The organism is Amycolatopsis sp. WAC 04182 (assembly GCF_003947465.1).
In the GTDB taxonomy this organism is placed as follows: domain Bacteria; phylum Actinomycetota; class Actinomycetes; order Mycobacteriales; family Pseudonocardiaceae; genus Amycolatopsis.
In genome coordinates this window covers 238,048-260,966 of sequence record NZ_QHJJ01000001.1, presented here as the reverse complement: position 1 = coordinate 260,966, position 22,919 = coordinate 238,048, and the positions used below count along the sequence as shown (strand labels likewise).

General features: G+C 70.1%; 20 protein-coding genes. 11 read left to right on the top strand and 9 right to left on the bottom strand.

Annotation, left to right across the window (positions count from 1 at the left end; genetic code table 11):
- Positions 1–43 precede the first annotated feature (43 nt).
- The 6 genes from DMH01_RS01175 to DMH01_RS01150 all read left to right on the top strand — a co-directional run bounded on the left by DMH01_RS01175 (position 44) and on the right by DMH01_RS01150 (position 6,783).
- Positions 44–1,009 (top strand): threonine/serine dehydratase, encoded by a 966-nt coding sequence (locus DMH01_RS01175; protein ID WP_125673271.1) that lies wholly within the window; start codon positions 44–46, stop codon positions 1,007–1,009.
- A gap of 186 nt (positions 1,010–1,195) precedes the next feature.
- Entirely contained in the window at positions 1,196–1,726 is a 531-nt protein-coding gene (locus DMH01_RS01170; RefSeq protein ID WP_016336316.1) for a (2Fe-2S)-binding protein, read from the top strand.
- A complete protein-coding gene (locus DMH01_RS01165) occupies positions 1,726–4,176 on the top strand; it encodes a xanthine dehydrogenase family protein molybdopterin-binding subunit (RefSeq protein WP_125673270.1) in 2,451 nt (816 codons plus the stop codon). The genes DMH01_RS01170 and DMH01_RS01165 overlap by 1 nt, the downstream gene beginning before the upstream one ends.
- Positions 4,173–5,027, top strand: coding sequence for a xanthine dehydrogenase family protein subunit M (locus DMH01_RS01160; protein ID WP_125673269.1), 855 nt, complete (start codon positions 4,173–4,175; stop codon positions 5,025–5,027). Before DMH01_RS01165 ends, DMH01_RS01160 begins: the two co-directional genes overlap by 4 nt.
- 25 nt (positions 5,028–5,052) lie before the next feature.
- On the top strand, positions 5,053–5,697 hold the full coding sequence (locus DMH01_RS01155; RefSeq protein WP_125673268.1) for an SRPBCC family protein: 645 nt from the start codon (positions 5,053–5,055) through the stop codon (positions 5,695–5,697).
- Between the two features lie 27 nt (positions 5,698–5,724).
- Entirely contained in the window at positions 5,725–6,783 is a 1,059-nt protein-coding gene (locus tag DMH01_RS01150) for an NAD(P)-binding domain-containing protein (RefSeq protein ID WP_125673267.1), read from the top strand.
- On the opposite strand, the gene DMH01_RS01145 is transcribed toward DMH01_RS01150, so the two are convergent.
- A complete protein-coding gene (locus tag DMH01_RS01145; RefSeq protein WP_125673266.1) occupies positions 6,752–7,618 on the bottom strand; it encodes an alpha/beta fold hydrolase in 867 nt (288 codons plus the stop codon). The two genes, DMH01_RS01150 and DMH01_RS01145, sit on opposite strands and share 32 nt — an antisense overlap.
- A 118-nt stretch (positions 7,619–7,736) precedes the next feature.
- Here DMH01_RS01145 and DMH01_RS01140 point away from each other — a divergent pair, with 118 nt between their 5' ends.
- Together DMH01_RS01140 and DMH01_RS01135 are read left to right on the top strand one after the other, a co-directional pair.
- Complete coding sequence (locus DMH01_RS01140) at positions 7,737–8,315, top strand: TetR/AcrR family transcriptional regulator (RefSeq protein WP_125673265.1); 579 nt, start codon at positions 7,737–7,739, stop codon at positions 8,313–8,315.
- Between the two features lie 99 nt (positions 8,316–8,414).
- The gene (locus DMH01_RS01135; protein ID WP_125673264.1) at positions 8,415–9,281 is read left to right on the top strand and encodes an NAD(P)-dependent oxidoreductase; all 867 of its coding nucleotides are present in this window, start codon (positions 8,415–8,417) and stop codon (positions 9,279–9,281) included.
- Between the two features lie 4 nt (positions 9,282–9,285).
- On the opposite strand, the gene iolD is transcribed toward DMH01_RS01135, so the two are convergent.
- The 7 genes from iolD to DMH01_RS01100 are packed head-to-tail and all read right to left on the bottom strand — an operon-like array spanning position 9,286 to position 16,669.
- Positions 9,286–11,130, bottom strand: a complete 1,845-nt coding sequence (iolD, locus tag DMH01_RS01130; protein WP_125673263.1) for a 3D-(3,5/4)-trihydroxycyclohexane-1,2-dione acylhydrolase (decyclizing) — start codon at positions 11,128–11,130, stop codon at positions 9,286–9,288.
- Positions 11,127–12,017 carry a 5-deoxy-glucuronate isomerase gene (gene iolB, locus DMH01_RS01125; RefSeq protein WP_125673262.1) on the bottom strand — a complete coding sequence of 297 codons (891 nt, stop codon included), beginning with the start codon at positions 12,015–12,017 and terminating at the stop codon, positions 11,127–11,129. The genes iolD and iolB overlap by 4 nt, the downstream gene beginning before the upstream one ends.
- Positions 12,014–12,946 carry a 5-dehydro-2-deoxygluconokinase gene (iolC, locus tag DMH01_RS01120; protein ID WP_125673261.1) on the bottom strand — a complete coding sequence of 311 codons (933 nt, stop codon included), beginning with the start codon at positions 12,944–12,946 and terminating at the stop codon, positions 12,014–12,016. Before iolC ends, iolB begins: the two co-directional genes overlap by 4 nt.
- Positions 12,943–13,728, bottom strand: coding sequence for an ATP-binding cassette domain-containing protein (locus tag DMH01_RS01115; RefSeq protein ID WP_125673260.1), 786 nt, complete (start codon positions 13,726–13,728; stop codon positions 12,943–12,945). Before DMH01_RS01115 ends, iolC begins: the two co-directional genes overlap by 4 nt.
- Entirely contained in the window at positions 13,725–14,759 is a 1,035-nt protein-coding gene (locus DMH01_RS01110; RefSeq protein WP_125673259.1) for an ABC transporter permease, read from the bottom strand. The genes DMH01_RS01115 and DMH01_RS01110 overlap by 4 nt, the downstream gene beginning before the upstream one ends.
- The gene (locus DMH01_RS01105) at positions 14,756–15,745 is read right to left on the bottom strand and encodes a sugar ABC transporter substrate-binding protein (protein ID WP_125673258.1); all 990 of its coding nucleotides are present in this window, start codon (positions 15,743–15,745) and stop codon (positions 14,756–14,758) included. The genes DMH01_RS01110 and DMH01_RS01105 overlap by 4 nt, the downstream gene beginning before the upstream one ends.
- Positions 15,746–15,769: 24 nt before the next feature.
- Positions 15,770–16,669, bottom strand: coding sequence for a sugar phosphate isomerase/epimerase (locus DMH01_RS01100; protein ID WP_125673257.1), 900 nt, complete (start codon positions 16,667–16,669; stop codon positions 15,770–15,772).
- Positions 16,670–16,784: 115 nt separating this feature from the next.
- Between DMH01_RS01100 and DMH01_RS01095 the strand changes: the two genes are divergently transcribed.
- The 3 genes from DMH01_RS01095 (at position 16,785) to DMH01_RS01085 (ending at position 19,631) form a co-directional block, all read left to right on the top strand.
- Entirely contained in the window at positions 16,785–17,789 is a 1,005-nt protein-coding gene (locus tag DMH01_RS01095) for a LacI family DNA-binding transcriptional regulator (RefSeq protein ID WP_125673256.1), read from the top strand.
- A 4-nt stretch (positions 17,790–17,793) separates the two neighbouring features.
- Complete coding sequence (locus DMH01_RS01090) at positions 17,794–18,795, top strand: Gfo/Idh/MocA family oxidoreductase (protein WP_125673255.1); 1,002 nt, start codon at positions 17,794–17,796, stop codon at positions 18,793–18,795.
- A 308-nt stretch (positions 18,796–19,103) separates the two neighbouring features.
- Complete coding sequence (locus tag DMH01_RS01085) at positions 19,104–19,631, top strand: hypothetical protein (RefSeq protein WP_125673254.1); 528 nt, start codon at positions 19,104–19,106, stop codon at positions 19,629–19,631.
- Here the strand turns inward: DMH01_RS01085 and DMH01_RS01080 are convergent.
- Complete coding sequence (locus tag DMH01_RS01080) at positions 19,628–22,606, bottom strand: BTAD domain-containing putative transcriptional regulator (RefSeq protein WP_125673253.1); 2,979 nt, start codon at positions 22,604–22,606, stop codon at positions 19,628–19,630. The genes DMH01_RS01085 and DMH01_RS01080 overlap by 4 nt on opposite strands.
- Positions 22,607–22,919: the final 313 nt, after the last annotated feature.

Below are 22,919 nucleotides of genomic sequence, written 5' to 3'. Positions count from 1 at the left end.
ATTTACAATCGCCATGATCGGCTCCCCGCCTAGCTTGAGTGTCATGGACCTGAAGCTGGACAACGTCGCTGAGGCGGCAAAGGTGATCGACCCCGTTTTCCTGAATTCCCCGCAGTACGGCGACGAACAGCTGAACGCCCGGCTCGGCCGGTCCGTGCTGGTGAAGATCGAGACGCTGAATCCCTTGCGCAGCTTCAAAGGCCGGGGCGCGGACTACTTCGCGGCCGGGCTGGAGCCGGGTACCACGATGGTGTGCGGGACCAGTGGCAACTTCGGGCAGGCGGTCGCCTTCGCCGCCAGGAAGCGCGGTCTGCGGGCCGAGGTGTTCGTCCCGGCCGACATCTCCCCGGTCAAACTGCGGCGGATGAAGACGCTGGGGGCGCGGGTACGCCGGGTCGAGGGCGAGGTGAAGGTCGCCGCTGCCGCCTTCGCCGCCGAAGCGCCGGACCGAGTCTTCGTGGTCGACGGCCGTGAGCCCGCGATCTCCGAAGGGGCGGGCACGATCGGGCTGGAACTGGCGGCGGCGGGCGCGATCGACACGGTCGTGCTCCCGGTCGGCGACGGCGCGCTGATCGCCGGCGTCGCGCTCTGGCTCAAGGCGCACACGCCGGACATCCGGGTCGTCGGCGTCGGGACCACGTCGGCGCAAGCGATGGCGACGAGCTGGCGGGCCGGTGAGCCGATCACCGTCGACCGGGTGAACTCGTTCGCCGGTGGCATCTCGATCCGCACCCCGGAACCCGAATCCATCCGGCGCCTGCGGTCACTCGTGGACGACTTCGTGCTGGTCGAGGACGACGATCTGCGCGCGGCCATGCGGCTGGGCGCGGAAACCCTCGGTGTCCTGCCGGAACCCGCGGGGGCCGCCGGACTGGCCGCGCTGACCGTGCACGACATCCCCGGCGACCGGGTCGCCACCGTGGTCACCGGGGCGAACGCGCCCTGGCCTCCGGAGTACCGAATGGACACTCGCGCTTCCTCCGCATCTGCGTCGGTATCCCTTGCCTGACAACGCACTTGCGGATCCGTTCGCGAGTCACCCCCTGGTGGGGGTTGCCCTGGCAGGCCCTGCGTAGCACGCTCGACTGTGAGTCCGATCACGGTCGCTCCGGGGTCGGTCCGTGACAACCGAATGACCGGCCGCTCCCGAACGACCCCGGACCAGCGCGGGGTTTCTCTTGCTTTTGGAGGCCTGATGCGCATCACCGTCACCGTCGACGGCACCAGCTACACAGACGACGTCGAGCCCCGGACCCTCCTCGTGCACCACCTGCGCGAACGGCTCGGGAAGGTGGGCACCGTGGTCGGTTGCGACACCAGCAACTGCGGCGCCTGCACCGTCCACCTCGACGGGCACAGCGTGAAATCCTGTTCGGTACTCGCGGTCCAGGCCGACGGCTGCGAGGTCACCACGATCGAGGGACTCGCCCGCGACGGCGAACTGCATCCGGTGCAGAAGGCCTTCCACGAGAATCACGCGCTCCAGTGCGGTTTCTGCACTCCCGGCATGATCATGCAGTCGATCGACCTGCTCGCCGACAATCCCGATCCGGACGAGAAGGCGGTCCGCGAAGGGCTCGAAGGCAACCTGTGCCGCTGCACGGGCTACCAGAACATCGTGCGCGCGGTGCGCGACGCCGCCCACGAGATGCGGCCCGGCGCCGGTCCCGAAGCCGAGCGGCTCGCTTCGGACACCGCTTCCCGTGTCGGCGCGGGTGGTGAGTGATGACCTCCACGATCGAACCGGAGGTCGGCCCAGAGATCGGCAGGGCCCGTCGCCGCAAGGAGGACGAGCGCCTCATCACCGGCAGGACCCGCTGGACCGACAACCTGACCCTGCCCGGAATGCTGCACCTCGCGGTGCTCCGCAGCCCGTTCGCGCACGCCAAGATCGTCTCGATCGACGTCACGGAGGCGAAATCCGCGCCCGGTGTGGTCGCGGTCTTCACCGGGAAGGACCTCGACCCCGAGAGCGCCATCGGCATGCCGTGCGCGTGGCCGATCACCCCGGACATGAAATCGCCGAGGCGGCCCATCCTCGCCTCGGACACGGTGAACTTCGCCGGTGAGGGCGTCGCCGTGGTCGTCGCCCGCACCTCGGCCGAAGCACACGACGCCCTCGAGATGATCGACGTCGACTACGACGAACTCCCGGTCGTCCTCGGGCTCGAAAACGCGCTCGCCGAGGGCGCGCCGCTGGTGCACGAGGAGCTCGGCACCAACCAGAACGCGGTCTGGGTCTTCGATTCCGCCGACGCGGGAACGGGTTCCAGCGTCGAGGACGCGATTTCGAACTCCGAGGTCGTGCTCAAACGGCGCTTCCGTCAGCAGCGGCTGGTGCCGGCGTTCATGGAACCGCGGGCGTGCGTCGTCGACCCGACGGGCAATCAGCTGGTCATGTGGTCGGCCACCCAGGTCCCGCACATCCTCAAGACGATGACCGCGGCGACGCTCGGCCTCCCCGAGCACAAGGTGCGGGTGATCGCGCCGGACGTCGGCGGCGGGTTCGGCGGCAAGATCGCCGTGCTGCCCGAAGAGATGATGGCGACGCTCATCGCGCAGCGGCTCCGCAAACCGGTCAAGTGGAACGAGTCCCGTTCGGAGACGATGGTCGCCGCGCACCACGGCCGCGACCAGATCCAGGATCTCACCATCACCGCGGACCGCGACGGCACGGTGACCGGCCTCAAGGTCGAACTGCTCGCCGACATGGGCGCGTACCTCGGCCTCGTCGGCCCCGGCGTGCCGATCCTCGGCGCGTTCATGTTCAACGCGATCTACAAGTTCCCGGCGTACCACTTCGCCTGCACCAACGTGTTCACCAACACCACGCTCACCGACGCCTATCGCGGCGCCGGGCGGCCGGAGGCCACGTTCGGGATCGAGCGGATGATGGACGAACTCGCCGTCGAACTGGGCATGGACCCGATGGAGATCCGCGAGAAGAACTGGATCAAGCACGAGGAGTTCCCGTTCACCACGGTGGCCGGGCTGACCTACGACTCGGGCAACTACGAGGCGGCGACCGCCAAGGCCAAGGAGCTCTTCGACTACGACGGGCTCCGCCGCGAGCAGAAGGAACGACGGGAATCGGGCGACCCGGTCCAGCTCGGCATCGGCATCTCGACGTTCACCGAGATGTGCGGTCTCGCACCGTCGCGGGTGCTCGGCTCGCTGGACTACGCGGCGGGCGGCTGGGAACACGCGGAGATCCGCGTGCTGCCCACCGGCAAGATCGAGGTCATCACCGGCGCCTCCGCGCACGGCCAGGGCCACGAGACGGCGTGGAGCCAGATCGTCGCCGACAAACTCGGCGTGCCGTTCGAGGACATCGAGGTCATCCACGGCGACACCCAGTCCTCGCACAAGGGCATGGACACCTACGGCTCCCGGTCGCTGGTGGTCGGCGGGATCGCGGTGGTCAACGCGGCGGACAAGGTCCTCGCCAAGGCCAAGCCGATCGCGGCGCATCTGATGGAGTGTGCCGAGGACGACCTCGAATTCTCGGCGGGCAAGTTCTCGGTCAAGGGCACGGATTCCTCGACGTCCATCCAGGACATCGCGTGGGCCGTGTTCTCGGCGCACAACCTGCCGGACGGGGTCGAACCGTCGCTGGACTCGTCGGACACGTTCGATCCGGAGAACTTCTCGTTCCCGCACGGCACGCATCTGTGCGCGGCCGAGGTCGACACCGAGACCGGGCGTGTGCGGTTGCGCTCCTATGTCTGCGTCGACGACGTCGGCGTGGCCGTCAACCCGCTGATCGTCGAAGGCCAGGTGCACGGCGGGCTCGCGCAGGGCATCGCGCAGGCGTTGTTCGAGGAGGCCGTCCACGATGAGGGCGGCACGCTGACCACCGGGACCTTCGCCGACTACCTGCTCCCGTCGGCGGCGGATCTGCCCAGCTTCACCACCGACCGCACCGAGACGCCGTCGACGACGAACCCGTTGGGCGCCAAGGGAGTCGGGGAGGCGGGCACGATCGCCTCGACCCCGGCGGTGGTCAACGCCGTGGTCGACGCCGTCCGGCACTTCGGGGTGAACGACATCGAAATGCCGTTGACCCCGATGCGGGTCTGGCACGCCATCCAGCACGGGTCGGCCGCCGCGGGCGGGCTGGGCTCCGAAGCCGGTGGCGGTCTCGGTTCGATCGACGCCACCGGAGGTGTCCAGTGATCCCGGCCCCGTTCGAGTACGTCGCCCCGTCCACAGTGGACGAAGCGATCAGCGCGCTCGCCGAGGCGGGCGAGGACGCCAAGGTGCTGGCGGGCGGGCAAAGCCTGCTGCCGGTGCTGCGGATGCGGCTCGCCACGCCGACCACGCTCGTGGACCTCGGGAAGGTCGCCGAGCTGCGCGGCGTCCGTGAAGACGGCGACGCGCTGGTGATCGGCTCGATGACCACGCATTACGACGTCCAGCGGGACGCGCTGGTCGCCGAGCACGCCGCGTTGCTCAAGGCCGCCACCGACACGGTGGCCGATCCGCAGATCCGCCACCGCGGCACGTTCGGCGGTGCCCTCGCGCACGCCGATCCCGCCGGTGACCTGCTCGCTCCGGTGCTCGCGCTCGGCTGCGAACTCGTCGTCGCCGGCCAGGACGGACGGCGGACGGTCGCCGCGGCGGACTTCTTCCAGGACATGTTCACCACCGCGCTCGCCGCGGACGAACTCCTGGTCGAGGTCCGGGTGCCGAAGCACACCGGCTGGCACGCCCACTACGAGAAGTTCAACCGGGTCGCGCAGGCGTGGTCGATGGTCGCGGTCGCGGCCTGTGTCCGCACCGAGGCGGGCACCATCGAGGAAGCGCGGGTCGCGCTGACCAACATGGGCTCGACCCCGGTGCGGGCCGCCGGAGTCGAGGAGGCCTTGGTCGGCTGCGCGGCCACCGCCGAGGCGATCCGCGGCGCGGCCGAACGCGCGGCCGAGGGCACGAACCCCACGGCCGACGGCAACTCCGACGTCGAATACCGGCAGCACCTCGCGCGGGTGCTGACCGGCAGGGCGGTCCTCGCCGCGGCAGGTTCCTGAGCACATCCAGAAGGGAGGTCGGCCCGTGCGGCTCGACCACGAATTCACCGTCCCGGCCCCGGTCGACGAGGTCTGGAAGGCCGTCGTCGACCCGGAACGAGTGGCGCCGTGCATGCCGGGCGCCACCGTCACCGAAGTCGACGGGGACGCCTTCAAGGGCACGGTGAAGGTCAAGCTCGGGCCGATCTCCCTGCTCTACAAGGGAACCGGCCACTTCGTCGAGAAGGACGCCGACGCCAGGAAAGTCGTGATCAAGGCCGCAGGCAAGGACGCGCGGGGAGCGGGCACGGCGTCGGCGACCGTGACGCTCACCTTGACCGAGAAGGACGGCGTCACCCACGGCGCCGTCGCCACGGAGCTGGCGGTCACCGGTAAGCCCGCGCAGTTCGGGCGCGGGATGATCTCCGAGGTCGGCGGCAAGATCCTCGACTCCTTCGCCGACTGCCTGTCCGGCAAGCTCGCCACCACGCCCGAGCCCGAGAAACCTCAGGAACGCCCAGAACGCCCGCCGTTGCAGGCGGTCAAGCAGGTGACAGAGGGCGAAGCCATCGACCTGATGGAGTACGCGGGCGGATCCGTGGTGAAACGCGCGGCTCCGGTGCTGGTGGTCCTCGCCGGGGTGCTTCTGGTCGTCGCGATCGTGCGGGCTGTGACGCAACGGACGAAATAGCGGCTTCCGTCAGCCGTTGAACCCGGTATGAAGGCGGATCACGAAGTCGACGTGGCGGTGATCGGGGCGGGCCAGGCGGGTTTGTCGGCGGCGTATCACCTGCGCCGCGCGGGATTCGCCAACCAGACGGGTTTCGTCGTGCTCGACCACGGCAAACGGCCGGGCGGCGCGTGGCAGTACCGCTGGCCCTCGCTGATCGTGGAGAAGGTCCACGGCATCCACGACCTCCCCGGGATGGCCTTCGGCACCCCGGATCCGAAACTGCCCGCGGCCGACGTCGTTTCCGACTACTTCGGCCGCTTCGAAAGCACCTACGACCTTCCGGTCCACCGTCCCGTCGACGTCCTGTCGGTGACCGCCGAGGACGATCGCCTGGTCGTGGCGAGCGCGGCGGAAACCTGGGCCGCGCGTGCGGTGATCAGCGCGACCGGCACCTGGGACCGGCCGTTCTGGCCGCACTACCCGGGGCAGGAGACCTTCCGCGGCCGCCAGCTGCACACCGCCGACTACACCGGCGGCGAAGACTTCCGCGGCAAACGTGTCGTCGTGGTCGGCGGTGGCTCGTCGGCCGTCCAGCTGTTGCTGGAGATCGCGCCCTTCACCCGTTCGACGCGCTGGGTCACCCGGCGCCCGCCGGTCTGGCGTGACGAGCCGTTCAGCGAGGATTGGGGCCGCGAGGCCGTCGCGAAGGTCGATCGGCGCGTCCGCGAGGGCCTGCCGCCGAAGAGCGTCGTCAGCGTGACCGATCTGGCGGTGACGCCCGACGTGCGCGCCGGTCTCGACGCGGGAATCCTCGACCGGCGGCCGATGTTCCAGCGGATCACACCGGACGGCGTGGAGTGGGCGGACGGCACCTTCGAGCCGGCCGACGTCATCCTGTGGGCCACCGGATTCCGGGCCGCGATCGACCATCTCGCGCCGCTGCGCCTGCGCGGGGCGGGCGGGGGCATCCGGATGGACGGCACCCGCGTCGTCGCCGAACCGAGGCTGCATCTGGTCGGCTACGGCCCGTCCGCCAGTACCGTCGGCGCGAACCGGGCGGGTCGCGCGGCCGTCACCGAGATCCGGCGCCTGCTCGGACGCTGAGGTCGTCGAGGATCCCGGCCAGCCCGGCGGGCCGCCGGAAGAAGCCGGCGTGACTGCTCGCGAGGTCGCGGACGTCGAACGGGTTGTCCGGGGTCAGCGCGTCGCCCTCGGCGATGTAGAGGTCCTGCGCGGCGAGCGGCATCGACCGGTCCTCGGTCAGCCTGACGAACGTGTGCGGGATCCTGCCCCAGGAGTCCTTGTCGGCGCGACGGTCCCAGTCCTGCCCGGTCAGCCAGAACACCTCGTCCGGCTGGCTCGTCACGACGACCTGGAGGAACTGCTCTTCGGTGAGTTCGCCGGAGATGGCCTTCCGGAGCGCGTCGCGCTGGGCGCGGTCGGCGCCACGCCAGTTGACCCGGACGAATCCCTGGCGCGACGGGTCGCCGACGAGGAGCGGCGCCGTCGCGGGGAAGAGAGCGGACGACGACCACTCGGGCAGCGCGGGGTATTCGCCGGGCGCGCGGTCCACCGGGCACTGCGCGGCGATGTAGACGACCCGGTCGATCAGCTCGGGGATCGCGTTGGCGGCGGCGGTGACCGGGAGCCCGCCGAAACTGTGCGCCACCAGGACGACCGGGCCGTGGTGGCGCACGCGCTGGACCGCGTCGATCACCGGCCGGGCGAAGTCGTCCGAGGTCAGGCCGCTCATCACCGACGGCTCGGTGGCGAAGGTTTCGAGGTCTTGTTCGTGGTAGGCCGTGGTGAAACCCGCGCCCCGGCCGGGGAGGTCGATCGCCAGCGTCCGATGCCCGCGCGACGCCATCTCCCGCTGGGTCGCCGACCAGGAGTGTCCCGAACTTCCCGAACCGTGCACGAAGACAAAAGTGGGGATCATGGTTTCGAGTGTGGCGGCTCCGGGCGCTCCAGAAGAGCCGTCGCCCCAAAGGGCGGCGAAGAAGGGACGACCGGGCCGATATTTGACCGATCGTTACAGAACATGGAATGCTGTCGGTATGCCCCGCCCCAAGGGATTCGATCCCACCGAAGTGCTCGACGCCGCCGTCGGCACGTTCTGGCGCAAGGGGTACGCCGCCACGTCGGCTCAGGATCTGGTCGACGGCACCGGGCTGGGACGGGGAAGCCTGTACAACGCGTTTTCGGGCAAGCAGCAGCTTTTCAGCGAGGCGCTGCGTCGCTACGAGGAGACGTCCGCGACCCGCGTCGAGGAGATGCTGGCCGCGCCGGGGTCCATCCGGACGCGGGTCAGGCGTGTCCTGATGGACGTCGTCGACGACGAGTTGGAGACCTCGGACGGGCATCGCGGCTGCCTCGCCGTCAACGCCGCCCTCGAACTCGGCGGGATCGACGACGAGGTCACCGCCCGCGTCCGCCACAACTTCGAACGGGCGGAGAACGCGTTCCACGCCGAGTTCGCCGCCGCGAGGGAGTCGGGCGAGATCGGCCCGGACCGGGATCCGCGAGCACTGGCGCGGTTCACTCTCGCCGCGATGTACGGCCTGCGGGTGCTGGGAAAGACCGCGGACCGGCAGGCGCTCACCCAAGTCGTCGAAACCACCGTCCAGGCGTTGTGATGTTCCAGGTTTCGTGACCGAACGCCCGTGCTCGCGCGGCTTCGCTGCGCCCTCGTTCTTTAACGAACATTCCACTATCGACAAGGAGCAGACCAAGTCATGACGAAGACCGTCGCGGTGCTCGGCACCGGAATCATCGGCGCCCCGGTCGCGCGCAACCTGAGCAAGGCCGGGTTCGCGGTCCGGGCCTGGAACCGCACCGCGGCCAAGGCCGAAGCCCTGTCCGGGGACGGTGTCCAGGTCGCGGCGAGCGCCGCGGAAGCCGTCGAGGGCGCGCCGGTCGTGCTCACGGTCCTCACCGACGGCCCGGCGGTCCTGGAGGCGATCCGCGCGGCCGCCCCCGCCGCCGGAACGATCTGGGTCCAGCTCAGCACCGTCGGCGACGCTGTCGACGAACTGGTCGCGTACGCGGACGAGCACGGTCTCGTCTTCGTCGACGCACCGGTGCAGGGCACCCGTCAGCCCGCCGAGCTGGGCCAGCTGATCGTGCTGGCGGCGGCCGCCGCCGAGGCACGCGAAACGGTCCAGCCGCTGTTCGACGCCATCGGCAAGCGCACGCTGTGGGTCGGCGAAGACGGCCGCACCGGCGCGGCGAGCAGGCTCAAACTGGTACTGAACACCTGGGTGATCGCGCTGACCCACGGCGTCGGCGAAGCACTCGCGCTGGCCGAAGGGCTCGGTGTCGACCCGCGGCATTTCGTCGACGTCGTCACCGGCGGCCCGATGGACAACGGCTACTTCCAGGCGAAATCCGCGGCGATCCTCGAGAACGACTACACCACCGCCTTCTCGGTCGACAACGCCGAGAAGGATTCCCGGCTGGTGCTCGAAGCCGCGGCCCGCGCCGGCGTCCGGATGGACGTCGTCGAAGCCGGGCGAGCCCGCTTCGCCCGCGCGTCCGACGCCGGGCACGGCGACGAGGACATGGCGGCCGGCTACTTCGCCAGCTTCACCGACCGCGTTTAGTCCTCTAAAGGCGACCGTTCACGTAGCGCACCTGGCCGGACTTGCCCTGCTCGAACCCCTCCCTTCCCGCGAGGTGTTCCGGGACGCCGACTTCCCACCAGGCGCCGGCTTCGGTCCACGAGTCCGGCCGGGTGCGCACCACGACCACCGCCGGCCGGTGTTCGGCCACCGCGGCTTCCCGCGCCTTCGCGTACGCCGCCCGCACGTCGTCCACAGTGGACGCCGTGAACACCGCGCATCCCAGTGATTCCGCATGTCGCGCGAAGTCGACCCGAGGGGGAGTGGAGTGCGTGCTCCGGCAGTCACCGAGGAAGTTGTTGAACGGCTTGCCGCCCTGCCCCTCCTGCAGCCGGGCGATGACCGCGTAGCCGTCGTTGTCGCAGACCACCGCCACGAAGGGATGTCCGGCGAAGGCGGCCGAGAACAGCTCGGAGTTCAGCATCAGGTACGAACCGTCGCCGAGCATCGTGGTGACCAGGCCCTCGGTATGCGCCATCGCCGCACCCCAGGCGCCCGCGAGTTCGTAGCCCATGCACGAGAACCCGTACTCGACGTCCATGCCGATCGAGCCCGATCCGCGCCAGCCGCCGATCAGTTCGCCCGGCATCCCGCCGGACGCGGTCATCACGTAGTCGTGCGGCTCGGAGAGGTCGTTGACCGCGCCGACGACCTGAGCGTACGTCGGCACCTCGCCGGAAGCGGCGCGCAGGGAGTCGATATGCGCGTCCCAGCGGCCGCGTTCCGCCGAGGCGCGCTCTGTCCACAGTGGATCTGCCTGCCAGTTCTCCAGCCGGCCGGCCAGATCCACGAGACCCGCGTCGGCGTCGCCCACGACGGCCAGCGCACCGTGCTTGACCGCGTCGAACCGGGCGGCGTTCAGGGTGATCAGCCGGACGCCGGGGGAGAACACCGTCCAGGACGCCGTGGTGAAGTCCTGCAGGCGAGTACCGACGGCCAGCACCACGTCGGCCTCCGCGGCCAGGACGTTCGCCGAGGCCGAGCCGGTGACCCCGAGCGGGCCCGCGTGCAGCGGATGGCCGTGCGGGACCAGGGTGCGCCCCGCCGTGGTCTCGGTGACCGGGATGCCGTGCCGTTCGGCGAAGGCCAGCGCGCGTTCACCGGCGCCTGAGTAGCGGACGCCGCCACCGAGCACCATCAACGGTTTCCGTGCCGTCCGGAGCAACCCGGCCGCTTCGGTGAGCGCCCGGCGATCGGGCCGCGGACGCTGCGGACGATGGGTCACCGGCGCGAACAGCGCGTCCGGGAAGTCGTAGGTCTCCGCCTGGACGTCCTGGGGGAGCGCCAGCGTCACCGGCCCGGCGTCCGCCGGATCGGTCAGCACCCTGGCGACCTGCGGCAGTGTCGAAAGCAGCTGTTCCGGCCGGACGATACGGTCGAAATACCGGCTCACCGCGCGGAAGGCGTCGTTGACCGTGGCCGTCGGATCGCCGAAATGCTCCACCTGCTGCAACACCGGATCCGGGGCGCGGCTGATGAAGGTGTCCCCGGGGAGCAGCAGGACCGGCAACCGGTTCGCGTGCGCGACCCCGGCCGCGGTGACCATGTTCAGCGCGCCGGGCCCGATCGACGACGTCACCACGCCGACCTGACGGCGATGCGTCGCCTTGGCGTAGCCGACCGCCGCGAGCGCCATGCCCTGCTCGGTCTGCCCTCGCCACACGGGGAGCTCGTCCTGGTGTTCTTCCAGCGCGGTGCCGAGACCGAGGACGTTGCCGTGCCCGAAGATCGCGAACACCCCGGGGAACAACGGGACTTCCCGGCCGTCCAGGGTTTCCGACCGCTGCGCCAGCAGCCAGCGCACCAGGGCCTGTGCCGTGGTCAGCTTCATGAGACCCGCCCTTCGTGGCTCGTGACCGGGCAGCGCGGATCGAGTTCCTGGTCGTTCCACGTCTCGCGGACCCAGCCGTGCGCGGGGTCGTCGCAGAAGGCCATCGACCGCTCGTCGGCGGGCCCGGCCAGGACGTTCAGGTAGTACATCGGATAACCGGGCGCGGCGACACAAGGACCGTGGTAGCCACGCGGGATCAGGAAGACGTCGCCGTCCCGGACCGCGACGTCCTCGTCCAGTTCACCGTCGGAGGTGTACGTCCGGTGCAGGCCGAACCCTTCGCGCGAAGGGGTCACGCCATCGCGGCCCGCGACGCGGAAGTAGTAGATCTCCTCGTTGACGACCTCGCATTCGGACGCCTCGTCGTGTTTGTGCGGCGGGTACGACGACCAGTTGCCGCCGGGGGTGATCAGCTCGCATGCGTTCAGCTTGTCCGCGTGGTCCCAGACACCGGGCACGCCGAAGTTGGTGACCTGCCTGGTCGCCTGTCCCGCCCCGCGCACCTCCACCGGCACGTTCCCGGCCGGCCCGTAGCGCGGTTCGAGACGGCGGGTGCAGCGGGCCATCGGCAGCGCGACCTCGATTCCCGCGGCTGTCGACAACTCGACTTCGGCATCCCGTGGCACATAGGCGAAATCCGTGACGCGGGTGAACACGGAATCCCGCCCGTCGAGTGCGAAGACCTGTCCGTCGACCCGGACGGTGCACGCGCCGGACAGGGGCAGGACGAACGCTTCGTACTCGCCCGTGCGCACCACTCTGGACTCCCCGGCGGCCAGCGAGAGGACCCGCAGGCCGCTGTAGGTCCAGCCCGCCGAGTCCGGGGTGAGCCGGACCGGGTCACGCTCGTCCGAAAGCGTCCCGAGTGGACGGTGCAGCTTGCTCACAGCAACTCCTCGATCTCGTCGGCGGTGGGCATGGCGTCGGCACAGGCGAGCCGGGAGGCGACGAGGGCGCCCGCCGCGTTGGCGTAGGTGGCGATGCGCACCGGATCCCAGCCGGACAACAGACCGTGGATCAGCGCGCCACCGAAACCGTCCCCGGCGCCGAGCCCGCAGACGACCTCGATCCGCTGGGGCGGCACGGTCCAGCGGCCCTCGGCGGTCGCCACCAGCACCCCGTCCGCGCCTTTCTTGATCACGGCCAGCTCGACACCCCTGGCCAGCATCCGGGACGCGGCCTCGTCGGGGTCCGCCGTGCCGACGGCGACCTCCGCCTCGGTGCGGTTGCCGACGGCGACCGTGACGTGGTCGAGCATCCAGCCGATCTCTTCCTGCGCGGTCTCGGTGTCGGGCCAGAACATCGGCCGGAAGTCGAGGTCCAGCACGGTATGCGACCGGCGTCCGCGCCGCTGGAGCATCTTGCGCTGGGTGCCTCGCGCCGGTTCGACGGAGACACCGGTGCCGGTGACCCACAGCAGTGGAACGGATTCCACGATGTCCCAGGGCACGTCGTTCTCGGTGATGGTCAGGTCCGGGGCGATGGGGGACCGGTAGAACAGCAGCGGCGGATCCGCGGGCGGGTCGAGCGAGCAGAACACCACCGGTGTCTGCAATCCGGCCGACGTCCCGACGTGCTCGGGGGACACGCCGAACTCCCGCAGCGCCTGCCGCACGTACTCGCCGAAACCGTCCGGGCCGACCTTCGTCAGCACCGACGTCGAGCGGCCGAGCCGCGCGGCGGCGACCGCGACGTTGGTCGCGGTGCCGCCGAGCGACTTGGCGAAGGTGCTGACCCCGGCCAGCGGCACGCCGCTCTGTTCGGGGTAGAGGTCCACCCCGACCCGGCCGACGGTCAGTGCTTCGAGAGCGGTCATGAAGGGGACTCCGCGGCTCGCAATTCGTGTTCGAGGGCTTCCAGTTCCGCGCCGCCCGCCATCTGCCGGGTCAGCTCGGCCAGATCGATCTCGGACTTCTCGTACGCGCCGAGCGACGCGCCCCGTTTGAGCAGCAGGAAGCGATCGGCCACCGGGTACGCGTGATGCGGGTTGTGCGTGATCAGCACGACGCCGAGCCCGCGGTCACGGGCCTGCGCGACGTACTTGAGCACGACACCCGCCTGTTTGACCCCCAGCGCGGCCGTCGGCTCGTCGAGGATCAGGACCTTGGCCCCGAAGTACACGGCCCGTGCGATGGCGACGCACTGCCGCTCGCCGCCGGACAGCGTGCCGACCGGCTGCTCGACGTCACGCAGGTCGATGCCCATGTCGGACAACGCCTTCTTGGTCGTTTCCCGGCCTTTCTTCCGGTCGAGCGCGCGGAACGGGCCGAACCCGACCGTCGGTTCGGAGCCGAGGAAGAAGTTCCGCCATACGCTCATCAGCGGGACGACCGCCAGATCCTGGTACACCGTCGCGATTCCGCGATCGAGCGCCTCACGCGGCGAAGCGAACTTGACCGGCTCGCCGTCGACGAGGAACTCGCCCCGGTCGTGCTGATGGACCCCGGCGAGGATCTTGATCAGGGTGGATTTGCCGGCGCCGTTGTCTCCGAGTACGCAGGTGACCTCGCCCGCGTCGACCACGGTGGAGACGTCGCGCAGCGCGATCACGCTGCCGTAGGTCTTGCCGACGTCCTTGACCTCGAGAAGATGGCTCATCGCCGCACCCTTTCCGCGCGCCGCCGGAAGGCGTTGTTGACCAGGACCGCGGACAGCAGCATGACCCCGAGGAACAGCATGAACCAGTCGCTGTCCCAGCGGGCGAACACGATGCCCTGCCGCGCCATCCCGAAGATCAGCGCGCCGATGGCGGCGCCGATCGCCGAACCGAACCCGCCGGTCAGCAGGCAGCCGCCGATCACGGCCGCGATGATGTACTGGAACTCCAGCCCGATGCCCTGGTTCGCCTGGACGCTCGCGAACCGCAGGATGTTGATCGAGCCGACCAGCCACGCGGCGAGCGCGGTGGTCATGAACAGCAGGATCTTGGTGCGCACCACCGGGACCCCGACCGCGCGCGAACTCTGCGCGGAGCCGCCGACGGCGAAGATCCAGTTGCCGAACCGGGTCCGGACCAGGAGCCAGGCCGCCAGCACGGCGAACCCGATCCACCAGAGGATGGAGATCTGGAACGCCGTCCCGCCGATGTCCACTGTGGACGCGAAGACGAAACCGGCGGATTCGTAGCCGTCGGTCGAGCGCATCCCGGACACCTGGACGGTGCCGGTGACCAGGCGGGTCACGCCGAGGTTGAGCCCCTGCAGCGCCAGGAAGGTGCCCAGGGTGACGATGAAGCTGGGCAGCCCGGTGCGCATCACCAGCCAGCCGTTGAACGCGCCGACCGCGAGGGCGAAGACCAGCGACGCGAACAGCGCGAGCCAGACGTTCCAGCCCGCCTGTGTCGCCAGTGTGGCGGTGACGAGCGCGGTGGACGCCGTCATCACGCCCGCCGAGAGATCGAACTCGCCGCCGATCATCAGCAGGGACACCGCGACCGCCATGATGCCGAGCGTCGAGGCGTCGTCGAGCCAGGTCGCCACGCCGCTGCCGCTGAAGAACTGGTCGGTGACGAGGGTGAAGAACAGGAAGACGACGACGGCGCCGAGTAACGCGCCGATCTCGGGGCGGACGACCAGCCGGTCGAGCAGCCGGGGTTTCGCGATCCGTTCGTCGAGCATGGTGGTTGTCATCGCGTGCCCCTTTGCACGTACTGGCCGACGGTGTCCACAGTGGATTTGTCGACCAGGTCGGGCCCGGTGAGCACCGGCTTCCCGCCGCCGACGACGTTCGCGTTGTCCCGGTAGAGCTTGAGGAACTGCACCGGGAGATAGCCCTGCTCGTACTGCTGCTGGTCGACCGCGAAGACCACGTCGCCCGCTTTGATCGCGCCGACGACGTCGGTGTTGAGGTCGAACGTGCCGACCTGGGCCGTCGAGCCGACCGCCTTGATCGCGCTCACCGCCCGAGCCGCGACCTGGGAGTTCAACGTCAGAACGGCGTCGAGGGAGGCATCGGTCTGCACCGCGCCCCTGATCCGGGATTCGGCGTCGGTGGGGTTGCTGATGTCGACCTGCAGGGTCTGCACGTCGCCCGCGAAACCGGTCTTGGCGCCGTCGCAGCGCTGCGCCTGCCCGACGTTGCCCGCTTCGTGAACCACGCAGAGCAGTTTCTTCTTGCCGAGTTCCCGGAACTTCTTCCCGGCTTCCTCGCCGGCGATGGTCTCGTTCTGCCCGACGTGGGTGAGCGCGCCGTAGCCCGCGCTCTTGTCCTCGCCGGAGTTGATCGTGATGACCGGGATCCCGGCGCGGACCGCGTTCTCGATCGAGGTCTTGAGCGCCTCCGGATTCGCCATCGACACCACCAGCCCGCCGACCCGCTGGGCGACCGCGTTGTCGATCAGCTTGGCCTGGTTGCCGGGGTCTCCGTCGGAGTTGTACTCGACCTGGACGTCGAGCTGCCTGCCCGCCTCCTCGGCGCCGTTCTTGACCACGTTCCAGAACGCGTCGCCCGCCGTGCCGTGCGAGATGACCGCGACCCGCAGCGGCCCGCTCGGTTGGGTCGTCGTCGCCGGGCCCGCGCCCGCGGCGGGTTTCTCCTCGGCCTTCGGCCCGGTGCACGCGGACAGGAGCAGTAGCCCCGCCACGACCGCCAAAGCCTTCTTCAAGCGATGGGACATCGTCGTCTCTCCTCGCTTCTTCCGTTACCTGGCAGCCGGGAGCCGGCTGACGATTCCGTCGAGATGCGCCAGGCTCCTGGTCACATCCCGCTTCGGCAGATCCTCCGGGCTCCCCTCGCTCAGCGCGGTGTCCTGTTCGAGCACGTACCACCCGTCGTAGCCCGCCTCGTGGACGGACCTGACCATCGTTTCGATGTCGACGTCCCCGTCACCAAGGGGGACATACAGACCTTTGCCCACGGCCTCGGCGTAGGGAAGCCTGCCGGCGCGAACGTCTTCGGCGAGTTCGCCGCGCACGTCCTTGAGGTGTAGATGGCCGACCCGTTCGGGGTATCGCTTCGCCAGCGCGACCGGATCGGTCCCGCCGATCAGGAGATGCCCGGTGTCCAGGCACAGCGGGAGAGCGGAATCGGCGAGGAAGCGTTCGACCTCTTCCTCGGTCTCGGCGTGCGTCCCGACGTGCGGGTGCAGCACCGTGCGAAGGCCGTGGCGCGCGGCGATTCCCTTGATCTCGCCGGAGGTTTCGACGAGAGTCGTCCATTCGGTGTCGCTCAGCTTCGGCCGGTCGTCGTAGCCGTCGAGACCGGTGGCGGCGGCGAGCACGAGCACGTCGCCACCGCAGGCCGCGAACAGCGCTGCGGACTCCTCGGCCTCGGCCAGCGCGGCTTCGGGATTCTCGTGCAGTACCACGGCGAGGAAACCACCGACGAGTTCGAGCTCGTACCCGCCGAGGAGTTCGCGCAACGCGGCCGGGTCACGCGGCAGGTACCCGGGCGGGCCGAGTTCGGTGGCGCGCACCCCCAGCTCCGCCATTTCGCCCAGTACGGTGCCCGCGTCGAGCACGCGGCCCCAGCCGGGGACTTCGCAGACACCCCAGGAGATCGGGGCGGCGGCGATGCGGATCCGGGGTGTCGTGGCTGTCATCGGCGGCCTCCGGGAGATCGGATTAGAGCGCTCTATTGATTAGAGCGCTCTAATCATGTAGCGTCCGTCACAGTAAAGTCAAGGGCAGGGGTGCAAGAGCAGGGGGAGAGTGGAAATGGCGCGACCGACGATGGAGGACGTCGCCGCGAAGGCGGGGGTGTCCCGTGCGCTCGTGTCCCTGGTGATGCGGAACGCGCCGAACGTCTCCGACGAACGGCGCACGCGCGTGCTGTGCGCGGCGCACGCGCTGGGTTACGAACCGCACGCGATGGCCAGGTCCTTGGCGAGCCGGACGTCGACCGTCCTCGGCGTGATGGTCTCCGATCTCCGCAACGCGTTCTTCGCCGACGTCGTCGAGGGGCTGGACGCGGCGGCCGAAGCGGCCGGGTTCCACTTGATCCTCAACACCGGCGGCCGCAGTCCCGCGCGTGAACGCGCCGCACTGAAGAGTTTGCTGTCCTTCCGGCCCGCCGGGGTGATCCTGCTGTCGCCGGTGGTGCCCGCTTCGGCGATCGAGGAAGCGGCCGCGCAAGGCCCCGTAGTCCTGGTGTCGCGCACTTCGCGCGCCGCGGGCGTGGACACGGTGAACGACGATGGCGAGGCCGGTTCCGCGCTCGCCGTGGATCACCTGGTTTCCTTGGGGCATCGGAGGATCGCGCATCTGGACGGTGGGCTCGCGGCCGGTGCGGCGGCCCGGCGCCGGGGTTACCAGCAGGCCATGCGGCGGCATCGGCTGCATCCGATCATCGTGCGCAGCGAGCATACGGACACCGCCGGGGAGAAGGCCGTGCACGAACTGCTCAGCGACCCTCCGCAAGGAGGGATGCCGACGGCGCTGGTGGCGGGCAACGACTTCAACGCCGTCGGCGCGATCTCCGCGCTCGAAGAGGTGGGCCTTCGCGTGCCGGAGGACGTCTCCGTGGTCGGCTACGACAACACCTCGCTCGCCGCGCTGCGTCATCTCTCACTGACCACTGTGGACCAGCCGCGCACGGAAATGGGCAGGCTGGCCGTCGAAGCACTGCTCGAGCGGGTCCGGGGCGAACGCGCCGAACCGGTCCGCCATCTGCTGCACCCGTCGCTGGTGGTCCGTTCGACCACCGCCGCTCCAGAAAGGTAACCACATGAGGTTGGGACTCGCCGGCACCGGCCGGATCGGCACTTCGCACGCCGAGACCCTGAAGAGCTTCGACGAGGTCTCCTCCGTGGTCGTCGCCGACGTCGACGCCGCCCGTGCCCAGGCCGCTGCCGCGAAACTCGGCGTCGAAGCGGCGGCGGACATCCCCTCGCTGTTCGCGTCCTCTTTGGACGGTCTGGTGATCGCCGCGGCGACGGACGCCCATCCGGAACTGATCCTCAAGGCCGTGGACGCGGGCATCCCGGTGTTCTGCGAGAAGCCGGTCGCCGCCGACATCCCGGGAACGCTCGCGGTGATCGACAAGATCTCCGGCGCCGACGTGCCGGTGCAGATCGGTTTCCAGCGCAGGTTCGACGCGGGCTACGCCGCGGCCAGGGCGGCGGTGGCCTCGGGTGAACTCGGCTGGCTGCACTCCTTGCGCGCGACCACGCTCGACCCGGCCCCGCCGCCCGCCGAGTACGTCGCGCATTCCGGCGGCCTGTTCCGCGACTGCGGCGTGCACGACTTCGACGTCGTACGGTTCGTGAGCGGCCGCGAGGTCGTCGAGGTCTACGCGGTCGGCGCCAACAAGGGCGAGCGGTTCTTCGTCGACGCCGGTGACGTCGACACCGCGGCCGCGACGCTGACGCTCGACGACGGAACATTGGCGGTGGTTTCGCTGACGCGCTACAACGGCGCGGGCTACGACGTCCGGCTGGAAGTGCTCGGCTCGGCGGGCAACGTCGTGGTGGGCTTGGACGACCGCGCGCCGCTGACCTCGGTGGAACCCGGCGTCCAGCCGTTGCCCGGCCCGGCCTATCCCGGGTTCATGGAACGCTTCCGTCCCGCGTACATCAGCGAGCTGAAGGCGTTCCTCGACGTCGCCGCCGGTCGCGCGCCGAGCCCGTGCGGTGCGGCGGACGCGCTGGAGGCGTTCTACATCGCCGAGGCGTGCGAGGTCTCGCGCCGCGAACGCCGCCCGGTCCGCGTGGACGAGGTTCGCGTCTGACCACGGCCGTTCCAACGACAATTACCATTGACGACCCCCTGTACCGATGCCGGCGTTTCGCGTGTCTGAACGGACAACACGCGTGATCCGGTGGACGACTCGCGTGATCGGATGGACGACACGACGTGACCGGAGCTCCGCCGCGAGTCGTCCACCCAGTCACGCGAAACCGCCACCCGCGCGGCGCCACCACACCGCGAAGGCAGCTTCCTGCCATAAGCGGCCCGCCGCGAGCCGCTTTTCGCTACCGTGGCCACGAACCACGAAAGGCGGCCGGTTCCGTGCCGCCGAACGCGCGAGGAGTGCGGATGCAGCCGAATCCACCGCAGCCCGGCTTTCCGCAGTCCGGCCAGCCGACGCCGAGTGGACCTCCGCCGTGGGGCCAGACGGCGCGGCCCAAGCCGAGGGCCAACGCCGCGGCGGCGATGATCGCCGGCATCCTGGCGCTGCTCGCCGCCGTCATGCTCGTCTGGTTCGCGCTCTACAACGTCATCGTCGCCACAGAGTCGGACGGCCGCCCGGCGGGCATCACGGTGCAGAACATGGTCAGCGGCATCGTCTCCGCCGCGGTCCTGGTGATCGCTGGGGGATTCACGTTCGCCCGCCGGATTCCCGGCGCGTGGACACTGTTCGGGCTTTGCGCGTTCTACGTGGTCGCGGTCTTCGTGGGGGCGCCCCTGGTGTGGGGCACGCCCTTGGGCGCTCAGGTCAAGTGGCTCTTCAGCTTCGACGACAGCGACAGCACCGCGATGGCGCTGACGATCATCCTCGCCGTCCTGACCGCGATCACGGCGGCGATCGCCGCCAGTGTGAAGTCGTACGACACCAAGAGCTAGAGCTCGTCCAGGATCAGCTTCGCGCGTTCCTCGACGAGCCGGTAACCCGAGCGCGCGGCGAGCTCCTGCGCCAGCCCGCCATGGGTCCGGGCTTCCGCGTGCTTTCCCAGTTTCAGCAGGGTTTCCGCGAGCCCGGTCCGCGCGGCGGCCTCGCACCAGAAGAAGCTGGTCGTCCGCGCGATGGACAACGCGAGCCGATAGTGCTCGGCCGCCTCCTCGGGCAGGCCGAGCCGCAGGCAGACCTCGCCGAGCCCGACGAGCGTCCAGGCTTCGGTGCCCCGGTCGCCGATCTTGCGGGTGAGTTCGACGGCTTCGAGCGCGTCCGCGCGGTTCTGCTCGCTCGGGTCCCGCCTGCTTTCGAGAACGGCCCTGCCGGACAGCGCGGTCGCCTCGCCGTAGGTGTAGCCCAGCTCGCGGTTGGCCGCGAGCGCGCGGGTGTAGAAGTCGTAGGCGTCGTCGAGGAGGCCGAGGTCGCGGTGCACGTTGCCGAGGTCGACAAGGAGCACCGCGACGCTGAACCGGGCGCCGTCCCGCTCGGAGACGGCGAGCGCGCGGGTGAAGTTGGCGAGCGCCTCGTCGAGCTGACCCGTCTGCCAGTACGGGAAACCGAGGTTCGCCAGCGCCATCGACACGGCGGGCATGGCGAGTTCTTCGCACAGCCGCAGGGATTCCAGCCCGCAGCGGATCGCTTCCTGCGGGTCGCCGAGACGCTGGTGCACCGCGCTGAGATTATTGAGCACGGCCGCGCGGCCGGCGTCCCAGCCGTCGAGGAGATCACCGCGCAGGGCGCTGGTGAGGTGTTCGCGGGCTTCGTCGTAGCGGCCGCTGTTGACGCAGGCCAGCGCGATGCTCAGGTGCATCGCGGCCTGGGCCTGCCCGGCGTCGCTGCGGCGGGCGGCCTTGAGCGCGGTCGAGGCCGTGTCGATCCATTCCGCGTGATGCCCGCGCTGGTGGAAGAAGGCGCGGAGCGCGTCGGCGAGATGCCACGAGAACTCGGGCGGGCCGTGTTCGGCGCTGTGCTCGACGGCGGCGGCGAGGTTCGGCCATTCGGCGTCCAGCCAGGCCAGCGCCTCTTCGGTGTCGGCGAAGGGTTTGTCCGTCGGTTCTTCGCGCGGCAGGCGCAGGAAGTGCGGGATGAGGGCACGCCCCGCGGCGTCGGCGGTGCTCAGGTAGCTTTCGAAGAGCCGCCTTTCCGCGGCGTCACGTTCGGCCTTGGAGTCCTCGGACAGCGTGCGGCCCGCCGCGAAACTGCGGAGAAGATCGTGAAACCGGTAGCGTCCCGGGGTGTAGCGCTCGACCAGGTGCGCCGCCGCGAGCGCCTTGAGTTGCTGGTTCGCCTTCGCATGCGGAACGCCGGTCAGCGCCTGCGCGGCGGGAGCGGTGAACGTCTGGCCGGGAACCAGCGCGAGACGGCGGAACAGCTCGCGGTGTTCGTCGGGAAGCGCCCGGTAGGAGACGCCGAACGCCGTGGTCACGGCACTTTCTTCGGCTCCGTCAACGGTGAGCTCCGCCAGCGGGTCACCGCCGGCGAGCTCGCGGGCGAGTTCGGCGATCTCGGGTTCGCCACTGGCGCCGAGGTTGGCCGCCGCGATCCGGAGGGCGAGCGGGAGATGCCCGCACAGCCGCGCCAGTTCCGCGGCGGCGACGGCTTCGGCGGCGACGGTTTCGCTGCCAAGCACGGCTTCCAGCAGATGCCGCGCGTCCTCGGCGGGCAGCACGGACAGCGGAAGCGCGCGGGCGCCGGTGCGGGCGATGAGGTCGCCGAGCCGCTGGCGGCTGGTGACCAGCACGGTGCCCGAAGGCGGCAGCAGCGGCAGCACCTGTCCGCTGTCGCGCACGTTGTCGAGCACCAGCAGCACCCGGCTGTCGGCGAGGAGGGAACGGAGCAACGCGGCCCGCGTGTCGATGTCCGGTGGGATCGCCTTGGGCGCGGTGCCGAGCGCCTGCAGGAGCTGGGTGAGCGCGACGGCCGGGGTGAGCGGTTCGTGGTCGGGGTCGAAGCCGCGCAGGTCGAGATAGAGCTGGCCGTCGGGGAACGCGTCGCGGACGCGGTGGGCCCAGCGGACCGCGAGCGCGGTCTTGCCGACCCCGGCGGTCCCGCTGATGACCCAGATGTCGGTGCCCTCGCCCGGGTGCCGGGTCGCCTCGTCGAGCCGTCCCAGCTCGGCCGCCCGTCCGGCGAACCCCCGGACGTCGTGTGGCAACTGGGCCGGGCGGACCGGCTCGGGCCTGGTCGCGGGTTCGAGGGCGGGATCGGCGGCGAGGATGGCGGCTTCCAGCCGTCGCAGCTCGGGGGAGGGATCGAGGCCCAGTTCGGTACCGAGCCGGTCCCGCAGAGCGCGGAACGCTTCGAGGGCGTCGTCGGTGCGGCCTTCGCGGTGCAGCGCGAGCATGAGCTGCCCGACGAACCGCTGCCGCAGCGGGTGCGCGGCGACCAGCTCGGTCAGCTCCGCGAGGACCTGCCTGCCGCGGCCGAGCCGCAACTGCGCTTCGGCGCGATCCTCGAACGCGGTCCAGCGTGCCTCGTTCATGCCGCCGCGGAGCCGTTGGGCGACCTCGCCGCTCACCACATCGGACAGCGCTTCGCCGCGCCACAAGCCGAGCGCCTCGTCCCAAAGCTCCACGGCGGTCTCGTCGTCGGCGTCGCGGGCTTGCGCGGTCAGCTCGGTGAAGCGGTGCAGGTCGACCTGACGCGGATCGACCTTGAGCAGGTACCGGGTCCCCTCGGAGACGATCTCCGGCCCGCTCGCGCCGCGGAACACCGCGCGCAGCCTGGACACGAGCGCTTGCACGGTGTTGCGCGCACTGGCCGGGGGTTCTTCGGGCCAGAGCAGGTCGATGATCCGGTCGCGCGGCACCGGCTTCCCCGCCTCCAGCAGCAGAACCGCCAGCACGAGCCGCTGTTTGGGCGAGCCGAGATCGACCGGGACGCCACCGGCCCACGCCTCGACGGCGCCGAGGACGCGGAACTCCACGCGGCCACCTCCGCTCACCCTCGTCAGAGCCTGCAAGCGTAGTGCAAGCGCCCTGCATCCGGACGGCGTGATCCTTGCCAGGTGTCCACCGAGGACCCGTCGCCGGAACCGTGCCCAACCAACCAGACGGGCAGGACCCCCCATTCGGTTCCGGTACGACGGTGGGCACCTTCAATTTGCACAGGCACCGCCCTCTGAGGGCGGTGGGGGTTGGGGGTAGTGCCAGCTCGACGTCTTCCCCCGTGTCGTCGAACTGGCGCTTCTTCTTGAACTGGGGCTGGGGTTTTCCGTGAAGGCCCCCTTGAGGGACTCA

Bases quoted from the DNA above. Each gene is read 5' to 3' on its own strand.
- DMH01_RS01175 (WP_125673271.1), top strand. From the start codon at position 44: ATGGACCTGAAGCTGGACAACGTCGCTGAGGCGGCAAAGGTGATCGAC.
- DMH01_RS01170 (WP_016336316.1), top strand. From the start codon at position 1,196: ATGCGCATCACCGTCACCGTCGACGGCACCAGCTACACAGACGACGTC.
- DMH01_RS01165 (WP_125673270.1), top strand. From the start codon at position 1,726: ATGACCTCCACGATCGAACCGGAGGTCGGCCCAGAGATCGGCAGGGCC.
- DMH01_RS01150 (WP_125673267.1), top strand. From the start codon at position 5,725: ATGAAGGCGGATCACGAAGTCGACGTGGCGGTGATCGGGGCGGGCCAG.
- DMH01_RS01145 (WP_125673266.1), bottom strand. From the start codon at position 7,618: ATGATCCCCACTTTTGTCTTCGTGCACGGTTCGGGAAGTTCGGGACAC.
- DMH01_RS01140 (WP_125673265.1), top strand. From the start codon at position 7,737: ATGCCCCGCCCCAAGGGATTCGATCCCACCGAAGTGCTCGACGCCGCC.
- DMH01_RS01135 (WP_125673264.1), top strand. From the start codon at position 8,415: ATGACGAAGACCGTCGCGGTGCTCGGCACCGGAATCATCGGCGCCCCG.
- iolD (WP_125673263.1), bottom strand. From the start codon at position 11,130: ATGAAGCTGACCACGGCACAGGCCCTGGTGCGCTGGCTGCTGGCGCAG.
- iolC (WP_125673261.1), bottom strand. From the start codon at position 12,946: ATGACCGCTCTCGAAGCACTGACCGTCGGCCGGGTCGGGGTGGACCTC.
- DMH01_RS01115 (WP_125673260.1), bottom strand. From the start codon at position 13,728: ATGAGCCATCTTCTCGAGGTCAAGGACGTCGGCAAGACCTACGGCAGC.
- DMH01_RS01110 (WP_125673259.1), bottom strand. From the start codon at position 14,759: ATGACAACCACCATGCTCGACGAACGGATCGCGAAACCCCGGCTGCTC.
- DMH01_RS01105 (WP_125673258.1), bottom strand. From the start codon at position 15,745: ATGTCCCATCGCTTGAAGAAGGCTTTGGCGGTCGTGGCGGGGCTACTG.
- DMH01_RS01100 (WP_125673257.1), bottom strand. From the start codon at position 16,669: ATGACAGCCACGACACCCCGGATCCGCATCGCCGCCGCCCCGATCTCC.
- DMH01_RS01095 (WP_125673256.1), top strand. From the start codon at position 16,785: ATGGCGCGACCGACGATGGAGGACGTCGCCGCGAAGGCGGGGGTGTCC.
- DMH01_RS01090 (WP_125673255.1), top strand. From the start codon at position 17,794: ATGAGGTTGGGACTCGCCGGCACCGGCCGGATCGGCACTTCGCACGCC.
- DMH01_RS01085 (WP_125673254.1), top strand. From the start codon at position 19,104: ATGCAGCCGAATCCACCGCAGCCCGGCTTTCCGCAGTCCGGCCAGCCG.